The organism is Kitasatospora sp. NPDC004240 (assembly GCF_053603215.1).
Genome location: NZ_JBSGFD010000008.1, coordinates 21,751 through 39,019, shown reverse-complemented (window position 1 = coordinate 39,019; position 17,269 = coordinate 21,751). Strand labels below are relative to the sequence as shown.

Annotated in this window: 17 protein-coding genes; 13 read left to right on the top strand and 4 right to left on the bottom strand. The window is 71.7% G+C overall.

The features are described 5' to 3' along the window. Positions 1–99 precede the first annotated feature (99 nt). Both ACWEQL_RS04015 and ACWEQL_RS04010 read left to right on the top strand, forming a co-directional pair. Positions 100–510 carry a VOC family protein gene (locus ACWEQL_RS04015; protein ID WP_452148567.1) on the top strand — a complete coding sequence of 137 codons (411 nt, stop codon included), beginning with the start codon at positions 100–102 and terminating at the stop codon, positions 508–510. Continuing rightward, on the top strand, positions 507–1,079 hold the full coding sequence (locus ACWEQL_RS04010) for a YdeI/OmpD-associated family protein (RefSeq protein WP_452148566.1): 573 nt from the start codon (positions 507–509) through the stop codon (positions 1,077–1,079). Before ACWEQL_RS04015 ends, ACWEQL_RS04010 begins: the two co-directional genes overlap by 4 nt. Before the next feature lie 177 nt (positions 1,080–1,256). Here the strand turns inward: ACWEQL_RS04010 and ACWEQL_RS04005 are convergent, their stop codons facing one another. The 3 genes from ACWEQL_RS04005 to ACWEQL_RS03995 all read right to left on the bottom strand — a co-directional run bounded on the left by ACWEQL_RS04005 (position 1,257) and on the right by ACWEQL_RS03995 (position 3,564). After that, positions 1,257–2,180, bottom strand: coding sequence for an ATP-grasp domain-containing protein (locus ACWEQL_RS04005; RefSeq protein ID WP_452148565.1), 924 nt, complete (start codon positions 2,178–2,180; stop codon positions 1,257–1,259). 68 nt (positions 2,181–2,248) lie between these two features. After that, complete coding sequence (locus ACWEQL_RS04000) at positions 2,249–2,575, bottom strand: MazG-like family protein (RefSeq protein ID WP_452148564.1); 327 nt, start codon at positions 2,573–2,575, stop codon at positions 2,249–2,251. A 272-nt stretch (positions 2,576–2,847) separates the two neighbouring features. Further along, complete coding sequence (locus ACWEQL_RS03995) at positions 2,848–3,564, bottom strand: peptidylprolyl isomerase (RefSeq protein ID WP_452148563.1); 717 nt, start codon at positions 3,562–3,564, stop codon at positions 2,848–2,850. Positions 3,565–3,769: 205 nt separating this feature from the next. On the opposite strand from ACWEQL_RS03995, the gene ACWEQL_RS03990 reads away from it, so the two are divergent. Continuing rightward, entirely contained in the window at positions 3,770–4,684 is a 915-nt protein-coding gene (locus ACWEQL_RS03990; RefSeq protein ID WP_452148562.1) for a DMT family transporter, read from the top strand. Between the two features lie 73 nt (positions 4,685–4,757). Here the strand turns inward: ACWEQL_RS03990 and ACWEQL_RS03985 are convergent, their stop codons facing one another. After that, on the bottom strand, positions 4,758–5,342 hold the full coding sequence (locus ACWEQL_RS03985; RefSeq protein ID WP_452148561.1) for a hypothetical protein: 585 nt from the start codon (positions 5,340–5,342) through the stop codon (positions 4,758–4,760). 174 nt (positions 5,343–5,516) lie between these two features. Between ACWEQL_RS03985 and ACWEQL_RS03980 the strand changes: the two genes are divergently transcribed. The 10 genes from ACWEQL_RS03980 (at position 5,517) to nuoH (ending at position 17,265) form a co-directional block, all read left to right on the top strand. Further along, positions 5,517–6,608, top strand: coding sequence for a sensor histidine kinase (locus tag ACWEQL_RS03980; RefSeq protein ID WP_452148560.1), 1,092 nt, complete (start codon positions 5,517–5,519; stop codon positions 6,606–6,608). Continuing rightward, entirely contained in the window at positions 6,605–7,261 is a 657-nt protein-coding gene (locus ACWEQL_RS03975; RefSeq protein WP_452148559.1) for a response regulator, read from the top strand. The genes ACWEQL_RS03980 and ACWEQL_RS03975 overlap by 4 nt, the downstream gene beginning before the upstream one ends. A gap of 735 nt (positions 7,262–7,996) precedes the next feature. Then, positions 7,997–8,356 (top strand): NADH-quinone oxidoreductase subunit A, encoded by a 360-nt coding sequence (locus tag ACWEQL_RS03970; RefSeq protein WP_030060100.1) that lies wholly within the window; start codon positions 7,997–7,999, stop codon positions 8,354–8,356. 116 nt (positions 8,357–8,472) lie between these two features. After that, positions 8,473–9,027, top strand: a complete 555-nt coding sequence (locus tag ACWEQL_RS03965) for a NuoB/complex I 20 kDa subunit family protein (protein ID WP_328955500.1) — start codon at positions 8,473–8,475, stop codon at positions 9,025–9,027. Further along, a complete protein-coding gene (locus ACWEQL_RS03960) occupies positions 9,024–9,749 on the top strand; it encodes an NADH-quinone oxidoreductase subunit C (RefSeq protein WP_452148558.1) in 726 nt (241 codons plus the stop codon). Before ACWEQL_RS03965 ends, ACWEQL_RS03960 begins: the two co-directional genes overlap by 4 nt. After that, positions 9,749–11,218: an NADH-quinone oxidoreductase subunit D gene (locus ACWEQL_RS03955; protein WP_452148557.1), complete on the top strand. Its 1,470-nt coding sequence runs from the start codon at positions 9,749–9,751 to the stop codon at positions 11,216–11,218. Before ACWEQL_RS03960 ends, ACWEQL_RS03955 begins: the two co-directional genes overlap by 1 nt. A 41-nt stretch (positions 11,219–11,259) precedes the next feature. Continuing rightward, positions 11,260–11,970, top strand: a complete 711-nt coding sequence (nuoE, locus tag ACWEQL_RS03950) for an NADH-quinone oxidoreductase subunit NuoE (protein ID WP_452148621.1) — start codon at positions 11,260–11,262, stop codon at positions 11,968–11,970. Continuing rightward, entirely contained in the window at positions 11,970–13,331 is a 1,362-nt protein-coding gene (nuoF, locus tag ACWEQL_RS03945) for an NADH-quinone oxidoreductase subunit NuoF (RefSeq protein ID WP_452148556.1), read from the top strand. The genes nuoE and nuoF overlap by 1 nt, the downstream gene beginning before the upstream one ends. Beyond that, entirely contained in the window at positions 13,328–15,934 is a 2,607-nt protein-coding gene (locus tag ACWEQL_RS03940; protein WP_452148555.1) for an NADH-quinone oxidoreductase subunit G, read from the top strand. The genes nuoF and ACWEQL_RS03940 overlap by 4 nt, the downstream gene beginning before the upstream one ends. Beyond that, the gene (nuoH, locus tag ACWEQL_RS03935; protein ID WP_452148554.1) at positions 15,931–17,265 is read left to right on the top strand and encodes an NADH-quinone oxidoreductase subunit NuoH; all 1,335 of its coding nucleotides are present in this window, start codon (positions 15,931–15,933) and stop codon (positions 17,263–17,265) included. The genes ACWEQL_RS03940 and nuoH overlap by 4 nt, the downstream gene beginning before the upstream one ends. The last annotated feature ends 4 nt before the right edge of the window (positions 17,266–17,269 follow it).

The following is a 17,269-nucleotide window of genomic DNA, read 5'->3' as shown; positions in this document are numbered from 1 at the left end:
GAAGCTCCACGGCAAAGTGCTCGGACAGTGAGCACTTTAGGTCGGAGGATGGTTTCTGTCGCCCCCACCGGAGCGGCGAACCGGACGAGAGGACCCCCCGTGCTGCGAGGACCGGCCACCGTGAACTTCTGGGCCGACGACCTGGAGGCCGCCAAGGGCTGGTACGTCGAACTGCTCGGCGTCGAACCGTACTTCCAGCGCTCGGGAGGTCCGGGCCTCTCCGTCGTCTACTACGAGTTCCGGATCGGCGACCACCAGGCCGAACTCGGCCTCATCTCCCGCCGCTTCGCCCCGCCGACCGCCTCCGCCACCCCGGGCGGCGCGATCCTCCACTGGCACGTCGACGACGTCCGGGCCTCCCTCGACCGACTGCTGGCCATGGGCGCGACCCCGTACACGCCACTGACCGAGTACGGGCCCGGCTTCGTCGCCGCCTCCGTGATCGATCCTTTCGGCAATGTGCTCGGCATCATGCACAACCAGCACTACCTGGAGATGCTGGACCGATGACCGACGCGCAGGGGACGCCGCCCGCGGGGATGCACTTCGCGGACGCGGCGCAGTGGGAGTCCTGGCTCGCCGAGCACCACGAGGACGAGGGCGGCGCCTGGCTGAAGATCGCGAAGAAGGGCTCGGCCGTCGCCTCGGTCACCGTCGAACAGGCGCTACAGGTCGCGCTCTGCTACGGCTGGATCGACAGCCACCGCCGGTCTCTCGACCGCGACTGCTTTCTGCAGCGGTACTCCCGCCGTCGTAAGGGCAGCCCGTGGTCCCGCCGGAACGTCGAGCGCGTCGAGGCGCTCACCGCTGCCGGACGCATGCGGCCACCCGGACTCGCCGAGGTCGCCGCCGCCCGGGCCGACGGGCGCTGGGACGCGGCCTACGCCGCCCAGCGCGATGTCGCCGTCCCGTCCGACCTGGCCGCCGCTCTCGCCGAGGCCCCCGACGCGGCTGCCCGGTTCGAGGCGCTGGACCGCACCACCCGCTACCGCCTCATCCTCCCGCTGCTGAAGGCCCGTACGGCCGCCGGCCGCGAGGCCCGGCTGCGGAAGGCGGTCGACGAACTGCGGCGCGGGTGACTCGGTGGGTTGGCGGCTGGGTGGGTTGCCGGTGATGGCCGGTGCCCGGGTGCTGGTCAGGGCTGGTCAGGGCTGGCCAGGTGCTGATCGGGTGGTCGGGTGCTGGTCGGGTGCTGGTCGGGTGGTCGGGTGCTGGTCGGGTGGTCGGGTACGAGCTGCCCGGTGGGTGGGCCGGAGTCAGCCCAAGTGCGCCTGGACGTAGGGGATCGCGAGACCTTCGAGGGCGCCTTCGGCTCCGAAGGCGGGGTGGACGTTGACCTCGAAGACCACGCCTCCGCTCTCGGCCGCGAGGTCGACGCCGGCGAACGGCAGTCCGACCGCCGCCGTCGCCGCCTCCGCCACCCGGTGCAGGTGGGGTGGCAGGGCCTCCGGGGGCAGGGGCGTCGAGGTGGCGCCCTGGGCGACGTTGCAGGGTGCGTCCGGAGAGGGCTGGACGTGCTCGGCGACCCAGATCACCCGGCCGCGCAGGACGACCACCCGGTACTGATGCCGCAGACCGGCCGGGTTGAAGTTCCGTGCGTCGCGGGTGAGCAGCCATCGCTGCCCTGCGGACGCGTAGCAGGCGGCCGCCTCCTGGAGAGCGGACGGCGTGGTGACGTGGAAGACGTCCCGCCCGCCCATCCCCGAGACCGGGCGCGTCCAGACGTCCCGGTCCAGTTCCTCGAACGCGTCCAGGGCGGCTTGGTCGCCGGCGTCCGGGGGCAGGCAGAGTGAGGGCATCTGCGGTATCCCGGCGGCGGTGAAGGCCTTGACCATCAGTTCCTTGTCGCCGGCGGCGCGCCAGGCGGCGGCCTGCGTGCCGAGGCACGGCACCCCCGAGACGGCCAGCAGCTCCTGGAGCGGCTCCAGCGCGGGCCGTCCGGCCGGGGGTATCTCGTACAGCAGGACGGCGGCCGGGCCGGAGACCACGGCGTCACCCGCCTCCAACCGCAGACGGCCCCGGGCGAGCCTTGCCCGTCCGCTGCCCGAGGGGACGAAGTCCCGCGCGTCCAGGCAGATCGGGCGCTCGCCGGTCACCCGGCGTATCGCCTCGGCCAGGATCGCGCGGCTCCCCTCCTGCTCACCGTGATCGGTCACCAGTACCACTGAGTCCGTCGTCACGAGGCCCATCAAAGCGGTCGGCCGCGCCCGAATCAACAGTGCCCCTAGGGGAGTTGGGGAGATCGCGGTCAGCTCCGGCGGCCGGACGCCGAGCGCTGCTCGACGTAGGACAGGCGCTCCTCGAAGACCCGTGCGGCGTCCGGGGTGAGGGTGCGCAGGGCGATCAACGCGGAGAAGACCACGTCGCACAGTTCGTCCTGGACGTCCTCCCAGGTGTGGGTGACCCCCTTTCTGGGGTTCTGGCCGGTCGCTCCGATCACGGCCTGTCCGACCTCGCCGACCTCTTCGGAGAGCTTCAGGATCCGCAGCAGCCGCTCCTGTTCGGGCGCGAGCTCGCTCTCCTCGTCCAGCCAGGCGACGACGTGCTCGACGCTCTCCCAGATCCTGCGGTCCATGTGCGCTGGCTCCCGTGCGGTGTGAGGTCTTCCGGACGACCTCACCACCGTACGGGAGCGACCCGCGCTCACCGGCCCGGCGCCGACCCGCCGGCGCGCACCCCGCATCCCCGCGGAGCGCGCCGGGTCCCGGGGCGTCCCGAGTCCCCGGAGGCCTGCCGGGGTCCGGGGTCGTCGGGGTCCGGGGTCGTCGGGGTCCGGGACCCGCCGGGTGCCGGGGACCGGCCGGGCATTGGTGGCGGAGGGCCCCGGGGTGGCCGGCGGGCCTGGGATCAGCGGGAGCTGATCTTCACGTTGCGGATGTTGACCGGGAGGGTCGGGAAGCCGTCGCCGGGGCCGTTCTGGTCGTCCTCGCCACCGGCGGCGATCTTCTGGAGGACGTCCAGGCCCGCCGTGACCTTGCCGAAGGGGGTGTAGGCGGGGGAGAGCTTGGTGTCCTTCCAGACGATGAAGAACTGGCTGCCGTTGGTGTTCGGCCCGGCGTTGGCCATGGCGACGGTGCCGGCCGGGTAGGTGGCGCCGGTCAGGTTCTCGTCCGGGAAGGAGTAGCCCGGACCGCCGCTCCCGGTACCGGTCGGGTCGCCGCACTGCAGGACGAAGATCCGCTGCGTGGTGAGCCGGTGGCAGTGGCTGCGGTCGAAGTAGTCCCGTTCCGCGAGGAAGCGGAAGGAGAAGGTGGTGCACGGGGCCTTGTCGGTGAGCGCCTGGAAGGTGATCGGGCCCTGACTGGTCCTGATGGTGGCCTTGTAGGGCTTGGCGGCCTTCTTGGCGTCGAAGACGGGTATGCCCTTGAAGTTGTCGGCCGGTACGGCCGGTGTGTAGGTGCAGGTGACGGCCGGGGTGTCCGGCGCGGTCGACGGGGTGTCCGCGACGGCGGTGCCGGTGCCGACGGTTAGCGGGAGGGCGGTCGCGGCGGCGACGGTCAACGCCCAGTTCCTGCGCTTCACTTGGCTTGCCTTCCGGTGGGTGGTGGACGGCTTGCTTGTCATGGCGACATCATCCATGCCCGGGTTGCGATCCGGTAGACGGGCAAAACCATTGATCGCCCGAGGGGTGGTGCGGGAGGATGGCGGACCTCTCGATCTGACCCCGGGATCCGTCCGACGCCGTACGGGAATCTCGCCCACCGATTCCGTTCGTACCGCCGCTTCGGAGGTCCTGTTGAGTTCCTCGTCCGTGTCATCGACGTTGTCCATGCGTTCCTCCTCCGGGTTCACACGCGATCTTCCGGTCCTGCTGGTGGCCGTGGTGTGGGGGTCGAGCTTCCTGGCGGTGCAACGGGTCGCCGAACCGGGGACGGTGGTGGCGATGCTGGTGCTGCGCTTCGGGTTGGTGCTTCCGGTGCTCGGAGTGGTCGCGTGGCGGGTGCTGCGCGGGCTCCGGCGGGCGGAGTGGTTGGGCGGGGCGGCGCTCGGGCTGGTGCTGGGCGGGATCTTCCTGCTGGAGACCTACGGTGCGGTCCACACCTCCGCGACCAATGCCGGGCTGATCATCAGCCTCACGATGGTGTTCACCCCGCTGGCCGAGAGCGCCCTCGCACGGACGCCGTTGCCCCGGGCCTTCCTTGCGGCGGCCGCGCTCTCGGTGGTCGGGGTCGCCCTGCTCACCGGGGGAGGCGGGCTGAAGCCACCGACATCGGGGGATCTGCTCATCCTCGGCGCGGCCGTCGTACGGACCGTGCACGTGCTCGCGATGGCACGCATCCGGGCGATCCGCGACACCGACTCGCTCGCCGTCACCTGGGTCCAGCTGGCCACGGCGACCGCGCTGTTCGTCGTCGTCTCGCCGTTCGTCGGGCCGGCGCCCTGGACCCTCGCCTCCTCCCTCGGCCCGGCGCAGTGGGCCTGGCTGCTGCACCTCTCGCTGCTCTGCACGCTGTTCGCCTTCTTCGTGCAGATGTGGGCCGTTCGTGCCACCTCGCCGTCGAGGGTCAGCCTGCTGCTCGGTACCGAGCCGCTCTGGGCCGCCGTCTTCGGGATCACGCTCGCGGGCGACCACCTCGGCCCGCTGGCCCTCCTCGGCGGCGCCCTGGTGCTGGTGGGCACCGAGTGGGGCCGCCGCGCGGCCGCCCCTGGGGAGCCGCGGGCCGCCGTACCCGAGCGGGCCTGAGTCGGACGAGCCTGAGCCGGACGGGCGGGGCGGAGGTGGGACCGGCCCTCGTGCGTCGCGTCGCGCCGGGTCGTCATCGGCGGGCCAGGGTGCGGCGGGCGTAGTCGAAGGTGACGATCGCGACCAGCGGGCCCCAGGCCAGCATCGGCAGGTAGCAGAGGGTCATCACCAGACCCGCGAGGCCGTGCGGGGAGTCCGGGCTGCTCATGTTCTCGCTCCAGCCGCCGAAGAGGGCGCCCGTACCGATCACGGTGAGTATGGCCGAGCCCACGGCGGCCGGGACGATCGCGGCCAGCGGCCGGACCCGGCGCCCGCCGAGCAGTGGGATCCAGCGGGGGACCACCTCGCCCCAGGGCCGGACCAGCCCGACGGTGAGGAAGGCCACGAGCTCGGCGAGCCCGCTGAGCACGATCACGTAGGCGGTGCCCCAACCGGGGCAGTGCCGTTCCCAGAGCTCGCCCGTCTCACCACTGAATCCCACCGGGATCCCCAGCCCGAGGGCGACCCGCCAGAAGCCGGACGGAACGGTGGTCCACACGGTGGTCTTGGCGGCGAGCACGGCCCAGCGCGGGGCGGGGGCGACGGTCGGACGGCCGTGCCGTCGCCAGGGTGCGCGGACGGCGCCGCGGGTGGTCGGCATGGCGTCGGTGGCGGACATTGCGATGAACTCCTCTCCGTCCCGGCCCCGGTGGCCGGATCGATGTCTCAAGCCTGTCGGCCGGCGGTGAGCGGCAACAGTTGCCGATCGGCAGGTTCTCGCCGCTCGGAGGCCCCGGAGAATGTGCCGATCGGCACAGGCGGAGCGGCCGGAAGATCCGTACTCTGACGATGTGTGGGGAACCAATTGATCGTCCAGGTACTCGAGGCCGTGGCCGTCCCGATCACCGCGTTGATCGGTCTGATCGTGCGGCGGCGCCGCGGAACGGAGGTGGTGATGGAGACGACGGGGCTGATCTCGCTGGCCATCACCGTCGCCGTGTGGGCGGCCGGCCGGTGGGTGGAGGCGGACCGGCTGCCGGGGATCTTCGGGCTGGTCGAGCTGGCTGCGCTGCTGGTCCTGATGGTGGTGGCGCTGCGCAGTGGGCAGGCCTGGCGGGGACCGGCTGCGGCGCTGGCCGCGGGCATGGCGGTGGCGCTCTGGCCCTCCCGGTTCGAGGGCATGGGCGGCCCCGACGACGTACTGACCCTCGTGGGGTTCGGCGCGGTCTTCGCCGTTCCGGCCGCCGTGGCCGGACGCTATCTGCGGGGGCTGGACGACAGCCGCCGACGCTCGGTGGCCGCGGCCAAGCGCGTCCAACGGATCGAACTCGCCCACGACCTGCACGACTTCGTGGCCCACGACGTGAGCGGGATGGTCGCGCAGGCCCAGGCGGGGATGGTCCTCGCGGCAACGGACCCGGTACGGGCGGCGGCGCTGTTCGAGCGGATAGAGGCGGCCGGGCAGCAGGCGCTGGCCTCGCTGGACCGCACGGTCCATCTGCTGCGTACCGAGGAGGAGGGCGACGGGGCCGGCCGCGGGCCGCAGCCCGGGCTCGCCGAACTCTACGAGCTCGCGGAGCGGTTCACCGGGGCGGGCGGCACCGAGGTGAGGCTGGAGGTGCCGCCGACGGGGCCGGAGATACCCCGGGAGGTGGCGGCGACGGCGTACCGGATCGTGGTGGAGGCACTGACCAACGTCCGCCGCCACGCACCGGCCGCCCGCACGGTGGATGTGCGGGTGCGCCGGACGGGAGGGCAACTGGAGGTGGCGGTGACCGACGACGGCACCACACCGGTGCCGCAGGGGGGCCGCCCGCGTCGGGGCGGCAGTGGACTGGACGGGCTGACCGCCCGGGTGGAGGCGTTGGGCGGCCGGCTCAGTGCCGGACGTGAGCAGGACGGTGGCTGGCGGGTCGCCGCGACGATGCCCTTGGAGGGCCGATGAGCATCAAGGTCCTGCTGGCCGACGACGACGAGGCGATCCGCAGCGCGTACCGGATCATTCTCGACGCCCAGCCCGACCTCGTGGTCGTGGGTGAGGCGGCCGACGGTGTGGCCGCGATCGAGGAGGCCAGGCGGCTGCTGCCGGACGTCATCCTCGCGGACATCCGGATGCCACGGCTGGACGGCTTGGAGCTCACCCGGCAGTTGGGTGAGGAGTTCCGGGTGGTCGTGGTGACCACCTTCGACCTCGACGAGTACGTGCACACGGCCCTACGCGCAGGGGCTGCGGGATTCCTGCTGAAGCGTTCCGGGCCGACGCTGCTGGCGGAGGCGGTCCGCGCCGCCGTGGCCGGCGACGCTCTCATCAGCCCGCAGATCACCGTGCGGCTCCTGCGACAACTGGCCGAGCCGCCCAAGCCGGAGAGCCGGAGGAAGGACGGAGGAGCGGAGCATGATCTCCAGGAAGCACTGACCGCACGGGAGGTCGAGATCGCCCGTCTGGTCGGCGACGGCGCGACCAACGCCGAGATCGGAGCCCAACTCTTCATCACTGCAGGGACGGTGAAGAACCACCTCGCGACGATCCAGCGCAAGATCGGCGCGCGAAACCGGGTCGGCATCGCGGCCTGGGCATGGGAGACGGCCCGCGGGTAGCCCTGGCGGTCGGCAACTCCCGGCAGAACGGCCCCGGCAGCCCACGGGCGGCCGGCTGCACGGGGGTGCCCCGCCCATCCCCGCTCCGGCCTCGACCCCGCTCCCACCCGTTCGTGCCCCGATCCCGCCCTGCCCCGGCCCACCCGGATCGCGGCCCGGCCGTCGCCGCTTCACCACATCACCGGGTACCACATCACCGGGTACCGCTTCACCGGGTACCGCCTCACCGCTTCACTGCGGCACGGCCCGGCCCGGCCCGCTCCGGTGCGGCTCTCACCCACCGCGCTCGCACGCGTTCGCGCGCTTGTGAACGAAGGGTCAAGCGCCTGTTCGTCGATCTCCACCCCTGCGAGTGAGACCGAGTGGATCTCTATAACACGTCAACCTGGCGCCCAGAAATTTGCTCTGGGCGGCGCATAGTTGATATAGGAACGCGGCTCTGACCAGCCGGTTCACTGATAAATGCGACTGGTTGTGACCATTTGACTCCCTTGTGTTGATAACTCTGGGCATGTTCACTTTCATCGCCATTCGCGAGGTGTCGCAGATCACAAAGATCGTTCTGACGCGCGTGTCGCAGATCACAAGTGCACGGGCATAGGATGCGCTCGTTCCAGGCTTTGTGAACTGCCTCACATGGGGTGGATCTCGGGAACTGGAACGCGGGTCCACCAGAGCGTGACCCGTCGGTTCCGATCTGCAGTCAAGGACGACTGGACGGAGGGAGCGGGGGCTATGAATGCCTACGCGCCGATCCTCGTACTCGGTGCCATCGCGGCGGCGTTCGCGGTCGGCTCCGTCGTGATGGCCTCACTGACCGGCCCCAAGCGCTACAACCGGGCCAAGTTGGAGGCGTACGAGTGCGGCATCGAGCCGACCCCGCAGCCCGTGGGCGGCGGTCGGTTCCCGATCAAGTACTACCTGACGGCGATGCTCTTCATCGTCTTCGACATCGAGATCGTCTTCCTCTACCCGTGGGCGGTCACCTTCGACGCCCTGGGGATTTTCGGGCTGGTCGAGATGCTCCTGTTCATCGCCACGGTCTTCGTCGCCTACGCCTACGTCTGGCGGCGCGGCGGTCTGGAGTGGGACTGACCGCTGGACTCACCACCGGGGCCGACCCCGGGCCCGCCGCGGTACGCGCCATGTGACCGCCGGCCTTGTGAACGGGTGGACAAGCCACAGGACTTGAGGGCATTGAGAGGGAACTGATGGGAATCGAGGAGAAGCTGCCGAGCGGCTTTCTGCTCACGACCGTGGAGACGGCCGCCGGTTGGGTGCGCAAGTCATCGCTCTTCCCGGCGACCTTCGGGCTGGCCTGCTGCGCGATCGAGATGATGACCACCGGCGCCGGTCGCTACGACCTGGCCCGGTTCGGCATGGAGGTGTTCCGGGGCTCGCCCCGGCAGGCCGACCTGATGATCGTGGCGGGCCGGGTGAGCCAGAAGATGGCGCCGGTGCTGCGGCAGGTGTACGACCAGATGGCCAACCCGAAGTGGGTGATCTCGATGGGCGTCTGCGCCTCCTCCGGCGGGATGTTCAACAACTACGCGATCGTCCAGGGCGTGGACCACATCGTGCCGGTGGACATCTACCTGCCGGGCTGTCCGCCCCGCCCGGAGATGCTGATGGACGCGATCCTGAAGCTGCACGACAAGATCCAGCACGAGCCGCTCGGCGTGAACAAGCGCCGTGCCGAGGAGCTGGGTGAGGCGCTCGCCCTCCAGGCCACCCCGGTCAGCGAGATGCGGGGGCTGCTGCGATGACCTCCCCCAACACCCCGGCCGACGGCGGCGAGAACGTCCCCGCCGCCCGACGGGAGATCCCCGTCGAGGTCGTCGGCAAGCGTCAGGGCATGTTCGGCGCCCAGGGCAGCGGCGACACCTCGGGCTTCGGCGGCCTGGTCGCGCCGATCGCGCTGCCGTCCGCCTCGGAGCGGCCCTACGGCGGGGTTTTCGACGAGATCGCCGACGAGTTCGAGGGCGCCCTGGAGGAGCAGGGGCTCGACCCGGCCGAGGTGATCGAGAAGACCGTGGTCGACCGGGGGGAGCTCACCTTCCACATCGACCGCGAGCACCTGCTGCGGGCCGTCCGCACGCTGCGGGACGATCCGGCGCTCCGTTTCGAGCTCTGCCTCGGCGTGAGCGGCGTGCACTACCCGGGCGACAAGGGCCGTGAGCTGCACGCGGTCTACCAGCTGCGCTCGATCACCCACGGCCGGCTGCTCCGCCTGGAGGTCACGGCGCCGGACGCCGATCCGCGGATCCCGTCCGTGGTGAGCGTCTACCCGACCAACGACTGGCACGAGCGCGAGGCCTACGACTTCTTCGGCCTGGTCTTCGAGGGCCACCCGGCGCTCACCCGGATCATGATGCCGGACGACTGGCTGGGCCACCCGCAGCGCAAGGACTACCCGCTCGGCGGCATCCCCGTCGAGTACAAGGGCGCCCAGATCCCGGCGCCCGACCAGCGGAGGTCGTACAGCTGATGAGCACTCAGCACCACTCACGAGCCGAGCACACCGGGTCCTCCGGCCACGCCAATGCCGAGGGTCACGTCAACGCCGAGGGTCGCTCGAACACCGAAGGCCACGCGAACGCCGAGAGCAGCCACGCCGAGAGCACCGCGCACGTCGGCGGCGCCGAGCAGGCCGGTGCCCGCGAGACCACCGAGGGCCGGGTGTTCACCGTCACCGGCGGGGACTGGGGCGAGGTGGTCGACGCGGTCGCCCGTGCCGACGACGAGCGCATCATCGTCAACATGGGTCCCCAGCACCCGTCCACCCACGGGGTGCTGCGGCTGATCCTGGAGATCGACGGCGAGACGGTGACCGAGGCCCGCTGCGGCATCGGCTACCTGCACACCGGCATCGAGAAGAACATGGAGTACCGCAGCTGGGTCCAGGGCACCACCTTCGTGACCCGCATGGACTACCTGACCCCGCTGTTCAACGAGACCGCGTACTGCCTGGCGGTCGAGAAGCTGCTCGGCATCACCGGGGACGTCCCGGACCGCGCCAACGTCATCCGGGTCCTGATGATGGAGCTCAACCGGATCTCCTCGCACCTGGTGTGCCTCGCCACCGGCGGCATGGAGATCGGCTCCACCACCCTGATGATCTACGGCTTCCGTGACCGCGAGCTCATCCTGGACGTCTTCGAGCTGGTCACCGGCCTGCGGATGAACCACGCGTACGTCCGCCCCGGCGGACTCGCCCAGGACCTGCCGCCCGGTGCCGTCGACCAGATCCGCGAGGCGGTGCGGACGCTGCGCTCCCGGATGCACGAGTACGACAAGCTCGCCACCGGCAACCCGGTGTTCAAGGCCCGCCTGGTCGACGTCGGCTTCCTCGACCTGCCGGGCTGCCTGGCGCTCGGCGCCACCGGCCCGATCCTGCGGGCCACCGGCCTGCCGCACGACCTGCGCAAGTCCGACCCGTACTGCGGTTACGAGGACTACGACTTCGAGGTGGCGACGGTCGACAGCGCCGACTCCTACGGACGGTTCCTGATCCGCCTGGAGGAGATGAAGGAGTCGTTGCGGATCGTCGAGCAGTGCCTGGACCGGCTGCGGCCCGGCCCGGTCATGGTGGCCGACAAGAAGATCGCCTGGCCGGCCCAACTGGCCGTCGGCCCGGACGGGATGGGCAACTCGCTCGACCACATCCGCAAGATCATGGGCACCTCGATGGAGGCCCTGATCCACCACTTCAAGCTGGTCACCGAGGGCTTCCGGGTCCCGGTCGGGCAGGCGTACGCGGCGGTCGAGTCGCCCAAGGGCGAGCTCGGGGTGCACGTGGTGAGCGACGGCGGCACCCGCCCGTACCGGGTCCACTTCCGGGATCCGTCGTTCACCAATCTGCAGACGATGGCGGCGATGTGCGAGGGCGGCCAGGTGGCCGACGTGATCGTCGCGGTGGCCGGGATCGACCCGGTGATGGGAGGCGTGGACCGGTGAACCCGAACGTCCGACCGGGCGTGGAGCTCGGACTGCCGGCGATGCCGGCCAAGCCGTACCCCGAGGAGGTGCACGCCAGGCTGGCCGCCGACGCCCGCGAGCTGATCGACCGCTACCCGGTGGCCCGCTCCGCGCTGCTGCCGCTGCTGCACCTGGTGCAGGCGGAGGAGGGCTTCGTCAGCCCGACCGGGATCCGGTTCTGCGCCGAGCAGTTGGACCTCACCACGGCCGAGGTCACCGCCGTCGCCACCTTCTACACGATGTACCGGCGCCGGCCCGCCGGGAAGTACCACGTCGGGGTCTGCACCAACACCCTGTGCGCGGTGCTCGGCGGCGACCAGATCTTCGACGAGCTCCAGCAGCACCTCGGGATCCGCAACAACGAGACCACCGAGGACGGCGAGATCTCGATCGAGCACATCGAGTGCAACGCGGCCTGCGACTACGCCCCCGTGGTCATGGTCAACTGGGAGTTCTTCGACAACCAGACCCCGGAGAGCGCCAGGCAGCTGGTCGACCAGCTGCGCGCCGGCCGGGAGGTCCGGCCCACCCGCGGTGCCCGGCTGTGCAGCTTCAAGGAGTCCGCCCGCATCCTGGCGGGCTTCCCCGACGAGCGCCCCGGCGCCGTCGACGAGTCCGGGGCCGGCGGCGCGCCCTCGCTCGCGGGCCTGCGCCTGGCGAAGGGCGAGGCGCTGCCCGGCACCGGCGGCACCAAGGTCGTGTCGCCGCGCCACGAAGGGACCGAAGCGTGATGACCTCCGCCGAGCCGGCCGAGAAGCTGCTCACCCCCGTGCTCTCCGCCTCCTGGGACGACTCCCGCCCCTGGACGCTCCCCACCTACCGCCGCCACGCCGGCTACGAGGGCCTCAAGGCGGCCCTGGCCATGCCGCCGGACGACGTGATCGCCCTGGTCAAGGAGTCCGGCCTGCGCGGCCGCGGCGGCGCCGGCTTCCCCACCGGCATGAAGTGGCAGTTCATCCCGCAGAACGACGGCAAGCCGCACTACCTGGTGGTCAACGCGGACGAGTCCGAGCCGGGGACCTGCAAGGACATCCCGCTGCTGTTCGCCAACCCGCACTCGCTGATCGAGGGCATGATCATCGCCTCGTACGCGATCCGCTGCGACCATGCCTTCATCTACCTGCGCGGTGAGGTCGTCCCGGTGCTGCGCCGGCTCCAGGCCGCGGTGGCCGAGGCCTACCAGGCCGGCTACCTCGGCCGGAACATCCTCGGCTCCGGCATCGACCTCGACATCACGGTGCACGCCGGTGCCGGCGCGTACATCTGCGGCGAGGAGACAGCCCTGCTGGACTCCCTGGAGGGGCGTCGCGGCCAGCCCCGGCTGCGTCCGCCGTTCCCGGCCATCGCCGGTCTCTACGCCTGCCCGACCGTGGTCAACAACGTCGAGTCGATCGCCTCGGTGCCGCCGATCCTGGCCCGGGGCAAGGAGTGGTTCAAGGGCCTGGGCACCGAGAAGTCCCCCGGCTTCACGCTCTACTCGCTCTCCGGCCACGTCACCAACCCCGGCCAGTACGAGGCCCCGCTCGGCATCACCCTGCGCCAGCTGCTGGATATCACCGGCGGTATCCGGCCCGGTCACCGGCTCAAGTTCTGGACCCCGGGCGGCTCCTCCACCCCGATGTTCACCGATGAGCACCTCGACGTCCCGCTGGACTACGAGGGCGTCGGCGCGGCCGGCTCCATGCTCGGCACCAAGGCGCTGCAGATCTTCGACGAGACCACCTGCGTGGTCCGCGCGGTGACCCGCTGGACCGAGTTCTACGCGCACGAGTCCTGCGGCAAGTGCACCCCGTGCCGCGAGGGCACCTACTGGCTGGTCCAGCTGCTGAAGCGGATCGAGGCCGGGCAGGGCGTCCAGGGCGACCTGGAGAAGCTGCTCGACATCGCCGACAACATCAACGGCAAGTCCTTCTGCGCGCTCGGCGACGGCGCGGCCAGCCCGATCGTCTCCTCGCTCCAGCACTTCCGGGCCGAGTACGAGCAGCACCTCGACGAGCGCCGCTGCCCGTTCGACCCGGCCGCCTCCACCGTCTGGGCCGACGGCCCCCGCCCCGGCCACCCGTCCGCCACCGAAAGGGAGGTGCACGCGTGACGATCACAGAGCCATCCACCTCCAAGGCCGCGGTCGAACTGGTCACGCTCACCATCGACGGCGTCGAAGTGCAGGTGCCCAAGGGCACCCTGGTGATCCGGGCCGCCGAGCAGATCGGCACCCAGATCCCGCGCTTCTGCGACCACCCGCTGCTCGACCCGGCCGGCGCCTGCCGGCAGTGCATCGTCGAGGTCGAGGGCCAGCGCAAGCCCGTCGCGTCCTGCACCATCCCGGTCGCCGAGGGCATGGTGGTCCGTACCCAGGTCAGCTCGCCGGTGGCCGAGAAGGCCCAGCGCGGCGTGATGGAACTGCTGCTGATCAACCACCCGCTGGACTGCCCGGTCTGCGACAAGGGCGGCGAGTGCCCCCTGCAGAACCAGGCGATGTCCACCGGTGACACCGACTCCCGCTTCGAGGGGATGAAGCGCACCTACGAGAAGCCGGTGCCGATCAGCAGCCAGGTGCTGCTGGACCGCGAGCGCTGCGTGCTGTGCGCCCGCTGCACCCGCTTCTCCCAGCAGATCGCCGGTGACCCGTTCATCGATCTGGTCGAGCGCGGCGCCCTCCAGCAGGTCGGCACCGGCGAGGGCGACGACTTCGAGTCGTACTTCTCCGGCAACACCATCCAGATCTGCCCGGTCGGCGCGCTGACCTCGGCGGCCTACCGCTTCCGCTCCCGCCCGTTCGACCTGGTCTCCTCGCCCAGCGTCTGCGAGCACTGCTCCTCCGGCTGCGCCCAGCGCACCGACCACCGCCGCGGCAAGGTCCTGCGCCGCCTGGCGGGGGAGGACCCGGAGGTCAACGAGGAGTGGAACTGCGACAAGGGCCGCTTCGCCTTCCGCTACGCCCAGCAGCGCGACCGGCTCACCACCCCGCTGGTCCGCGGCGCGGACGGCGAACTCGTGCCCGCCTCCTGGCCGGAGGCGCTGGCGAAGGCCGCCGAGGGCCTGCGCGGCGCCCGCACCGGGGTGCTCACCGGGGGCCGGGTCACCGTCGAGGACGCGTACGGCTACGCCAAGTTCGCCCGGGTGGTGCTCGGCACCAACGACGTGGACTTCCGGGCCCGCCCGCACAGCGGCGAGGAGGAGGACTTCCTGGCCGCCGTCGTGGCCGGCCGGGGCGTCGACCTGGCCGGGGACGGTGTGGACTACGCCGACCTGGAGGCCGCCCCGGCGGTGCTGCTCGCGGGCCTGGAGCCCGAGGAGGAGTCGCCGATCGTCTTCCTGCGGCTGCGCAAGGCCACCCGGGCCGCCGGCCTGAAGGTCTTCTCGGTCGCCGCGTACGCCTCCCGGGGCCTGGGCAAGCTGCGCGGCGCGCTGCTGCCGGCCGCCCCCGGCACCGAGGCCGAGTGGCTGGCCGCGCTGGCCGCCGACGAGGCCCTGGGCGACGACGCCGGCCGCGCCGCCGAACTGCTGCGCGCCCCCGGCGCCGTGATCCTGGCCGGCGAGCGGCTCGCCGCCGCCCCCGGCGCGCTCACCGCCGCGCTGCGGCTGTCCCACGCCACCGGCGCCCGGATCGCCTGGATCCCGCGCCGGGCCGGTGAGCGCGGCGCCGTCGAGGCGGGCGCCCTGCCGGGTCTGCTGCCCGGCGGCCGTCCGGTGACCTCGCCGGACGCCCGCGCCGAGGCCGCCGACGTCTGGGGCGTGGCCGACCTCCCGTCCCGGCCCGGCCGGGACACCGACCGGATCCTGGCCGCGGCCGCGCGGGGCGAGCTGGACGCGCTGCTGGTCGGCGGCGTGGACCCGGACGACCTGCCGGACCCGGCGCTCGCCGACGAGGCGCTGGCCACCGTGCCGTTCCTGGTCTCGCTGGAGCTGCGCCCGTCCGCGGTCACCGCGCACGCCGACGTGGTGCTGCCGGTCGCGGCGGTCGCCGAGAAGGCGGGCACCTTCCTGGACTGGGAGGGCCGGGTCCGGCTCTTCGAGGCGGCGCTCAAGCCGGACCAGCAGATGGGCCGTCACCTGCACACGGACGTCCGGGTGCTGAACATGCTCGCCGACGCGCTCGGCCACCGGCTGGGCCTGCCCGACGTCCGGGCCGCCCGGGTGGAGCTGAACGACCTCGCGCCGTGGAGCGGCGAGCGTCCGGCCGACCCCGCCGCGCACCCGGGGCTGCTGCCCCGGCCGGCCACCGGCCAGGCGGTGCTGGCGGGCTGGCGGATGCTGCTGGACAACGGTTCGCTCCAGCAGGGTGACCCGAACCTGGCCGGCACCCGGCACCCGGCGTTCGCCCGGATCTCCCCGGTCACCGCCGAGGAGATCGGCGCGACCGACGCCGCCGCGCTGCGGCTGACCGGGCCGGCCGGTTCGCTGGTGCTCCCGCTAGAGATCACCAAGGACCTCCCGGACCGCACCGTCTGGGTCCCGCTCAACTCCACCCCGGGCGGAGCCGTCCGCACCCTGGGGACGACCGTGGGCCACCTGGTCACCATCGCCCCCGAGACGTCCGCCGGAGCGACCGTAGCCACCGGCGCGGCCGCCGGATCGCCCGCGGCGGCCGGAGCGCCCGCGGCCACCGGAACACCCGGAACGCCCGCCACCCCGTCCGCCGCGCAGTCCGTCCGGGACGCCGTCCCCGCCGCCGCCGAGGAGGAGCAGCAGTGAACCTCGCCGCGTACGAGACCCTCGGTTACTTCGGCCACGACCCGTGGTGGCTGGTGCTGCTCAAGGCGGTCTTCTGCTTCGCCTTCCTGGTCGGCACGGTGCTGATCGCGATCGTCTGGGAGCGCAAGGTGGTGGCCTGGATGCAGCTGCGCATCGGGCCCAACCGGCACGGTCCCTGGGGCATGCTGCAGTCCCTCGCGGACGGCGTGAAGCTGGCCCTCAAGGAGGACCTGGTCGTCAAGCACGCCGACAAGGCGGTCTACGTCCTCGCCCCGGTCGTCTCCGCGATCCCGGCGTTCATGGCCTTCGCGGTGATCCCGTTCGGCCCGCCCGGCAACGAGGTGTCGATCTTCGGCACCCGCACCCCGCTCCAGCTCACCGACCTGCCGATCGCCCTGCTGTACATCCTGGCGGTGGCCTCGGTCGGCATCTACGGCATCGTGCTGGCGGGTTGGGCCTCCGGCTCGACGTACCCGTTGCTGGGTGGCCTGCGCTCGGCGGCGCAGATGGTCAGCTACGAGATCGCGATGGGCCTGTCCTTCGCGGCGGTGTTCATCTACTCGGGTTCGATGTCGACCTCGGAGATCGTCGCCTCGCAGCAGCCGACCTGGTTCGCGGTGCTGCTGCCGGTCTCCTTCATCGTCTACATCATCGCGATGGTCGGGGAGACCAACCGGGCGCCGTTCGACCTCCCGGAGGCCGAGGGCGAGCTGGTCGGCGGCTTCAACACCGAGTACTCCTCGCTGAAGTTCGCGATGTTCATGCTGGCGGAGTACGTCAATATGGTCACCGTCTCGGCGGTCGCCGCGACTCTCTTCCTGGGCGGCTGGCGGGCCCCCTGGCCGGTCTCCACCTTCTGGGAGGGGGCCAACCACGGCTGGTGGCCGATGCTCTGGATCGTCCTGAAGATCCAGCTGCTGCTGTTCTTCTTCATCTGGCTGCGCGGCACGCTGCCGCGGCTGCGCTACGACCAGTTCATGAAGCTCGGCTGGAAGGTGCTGATCCCGGTCTCGCTGGTCTGGCTGGTGATGGTGGCCAGCGTCCGGGCCCTGCGCAACGAGGGCTACGGCTTCGGCGAGGTGGTGCTCTACGTCGGCGCCCCGGTCGGCGGGATCCTGCTGATCGGCCTGCTCCGGGACGTGTACCGGAGCAGGCCGCGGCCCGAGGCGCCGGCGGACGGGAACGGCGGCGACTTCGACCCGATGGCCGGCGGCTATCCGGTGCCCCCCCTGCCGGGCCAGGAGCTGCCGCCCGTACCGCGCCGGCGCAGTCGCGCCCCGAAGCAACTCCAGGACGCCCTCAACGGGGCCGACCATTCCGAAGGGAGCTGAACCG

Coding starts and splice junctions, on each gene's coding strand:
- ACWEQL_RS04000 (WP_452148564.1), bottom strand. CDS start 2,575: ATGGACCGCAGGATCTGGGAGAGCGTCGAGCACGTCGTCGCCTGGCTG.
- ACWEQL_RS03960 (WP_452148558.1), top strand. CDS start 9,024: ATGACCTCCCCCAACACCCCGGCCGACGGCGGCGAGAACGTCCCCGCC.
- ACWEQL_RS03985 (WP_452148561.1), bottom strand. CDS start 5,342: ATGTCCGCCACCGACGCCATGCCGACCACCCGCGGCGCCGTCCGCGCA.
- ACWEQL_RS03995 (WP_452148563.1), bottom strand. CDS start 3,564: ATGACAAGCAAGCCGTCCACCACCCACCGGAAGGCAAGCCAAGTGAAG.
- nuoF (WP_452148556.1), top strand. CDS start 11,970: ATGACCTCCGCCGAGCCGGCCGAGAAGCTGCTCACCCCCGTGCTCTCC.
- ACWEQL_RS03955 (WP_452148557.1), top strand. CDS start 9,749: ATGAGCACTCAGCACCACTCACGAGCCGAGCACACCGGGTCCTCCGGC.
- nuoE (WP_452148621.1), top strand. CDS start 11,260: ATGCCGGCCAAGCCGTACCCCGAGGAGGTGCACGCCAGGCTGGCCGCC.
- ACWEQL_RS03965 (WP_328955500.1), top strand. CDS start 8,473: ATGGGAATCGAGGAGAAGCTGCCGAGCGGCTTTCTGCTCACGACCGTG.
- ACWEQL_RS03970 (WP_030060100.1), top strand. CDS start 7,997: ATGAATGCCTACGCGCCGATCCTCGTACTCGGTGCCATCGCGGCGGCG.
- ACWEQL_RS03990 (WP_452148562.1), top strand. CDS start 3,770: ATGCGTTCCTCCTCCGGGTTCACACGCGATCTTCCGGTCCTGCTGGTG.
- ACWEQL_RS04010 (WP_452148566.1), top strand. CDS start 507: ATGACCGACGCGCAGGGGACGCCGCCCGCGGGGATGCACTTCGCGGAC.
- ACWEQL_RS03975 (WP_452148559.1), top strand. CDS start 6,605: ATGAGCATCAAGGTCCTGCTGGCCGACGACGACGAGGCGATCCGCAGC.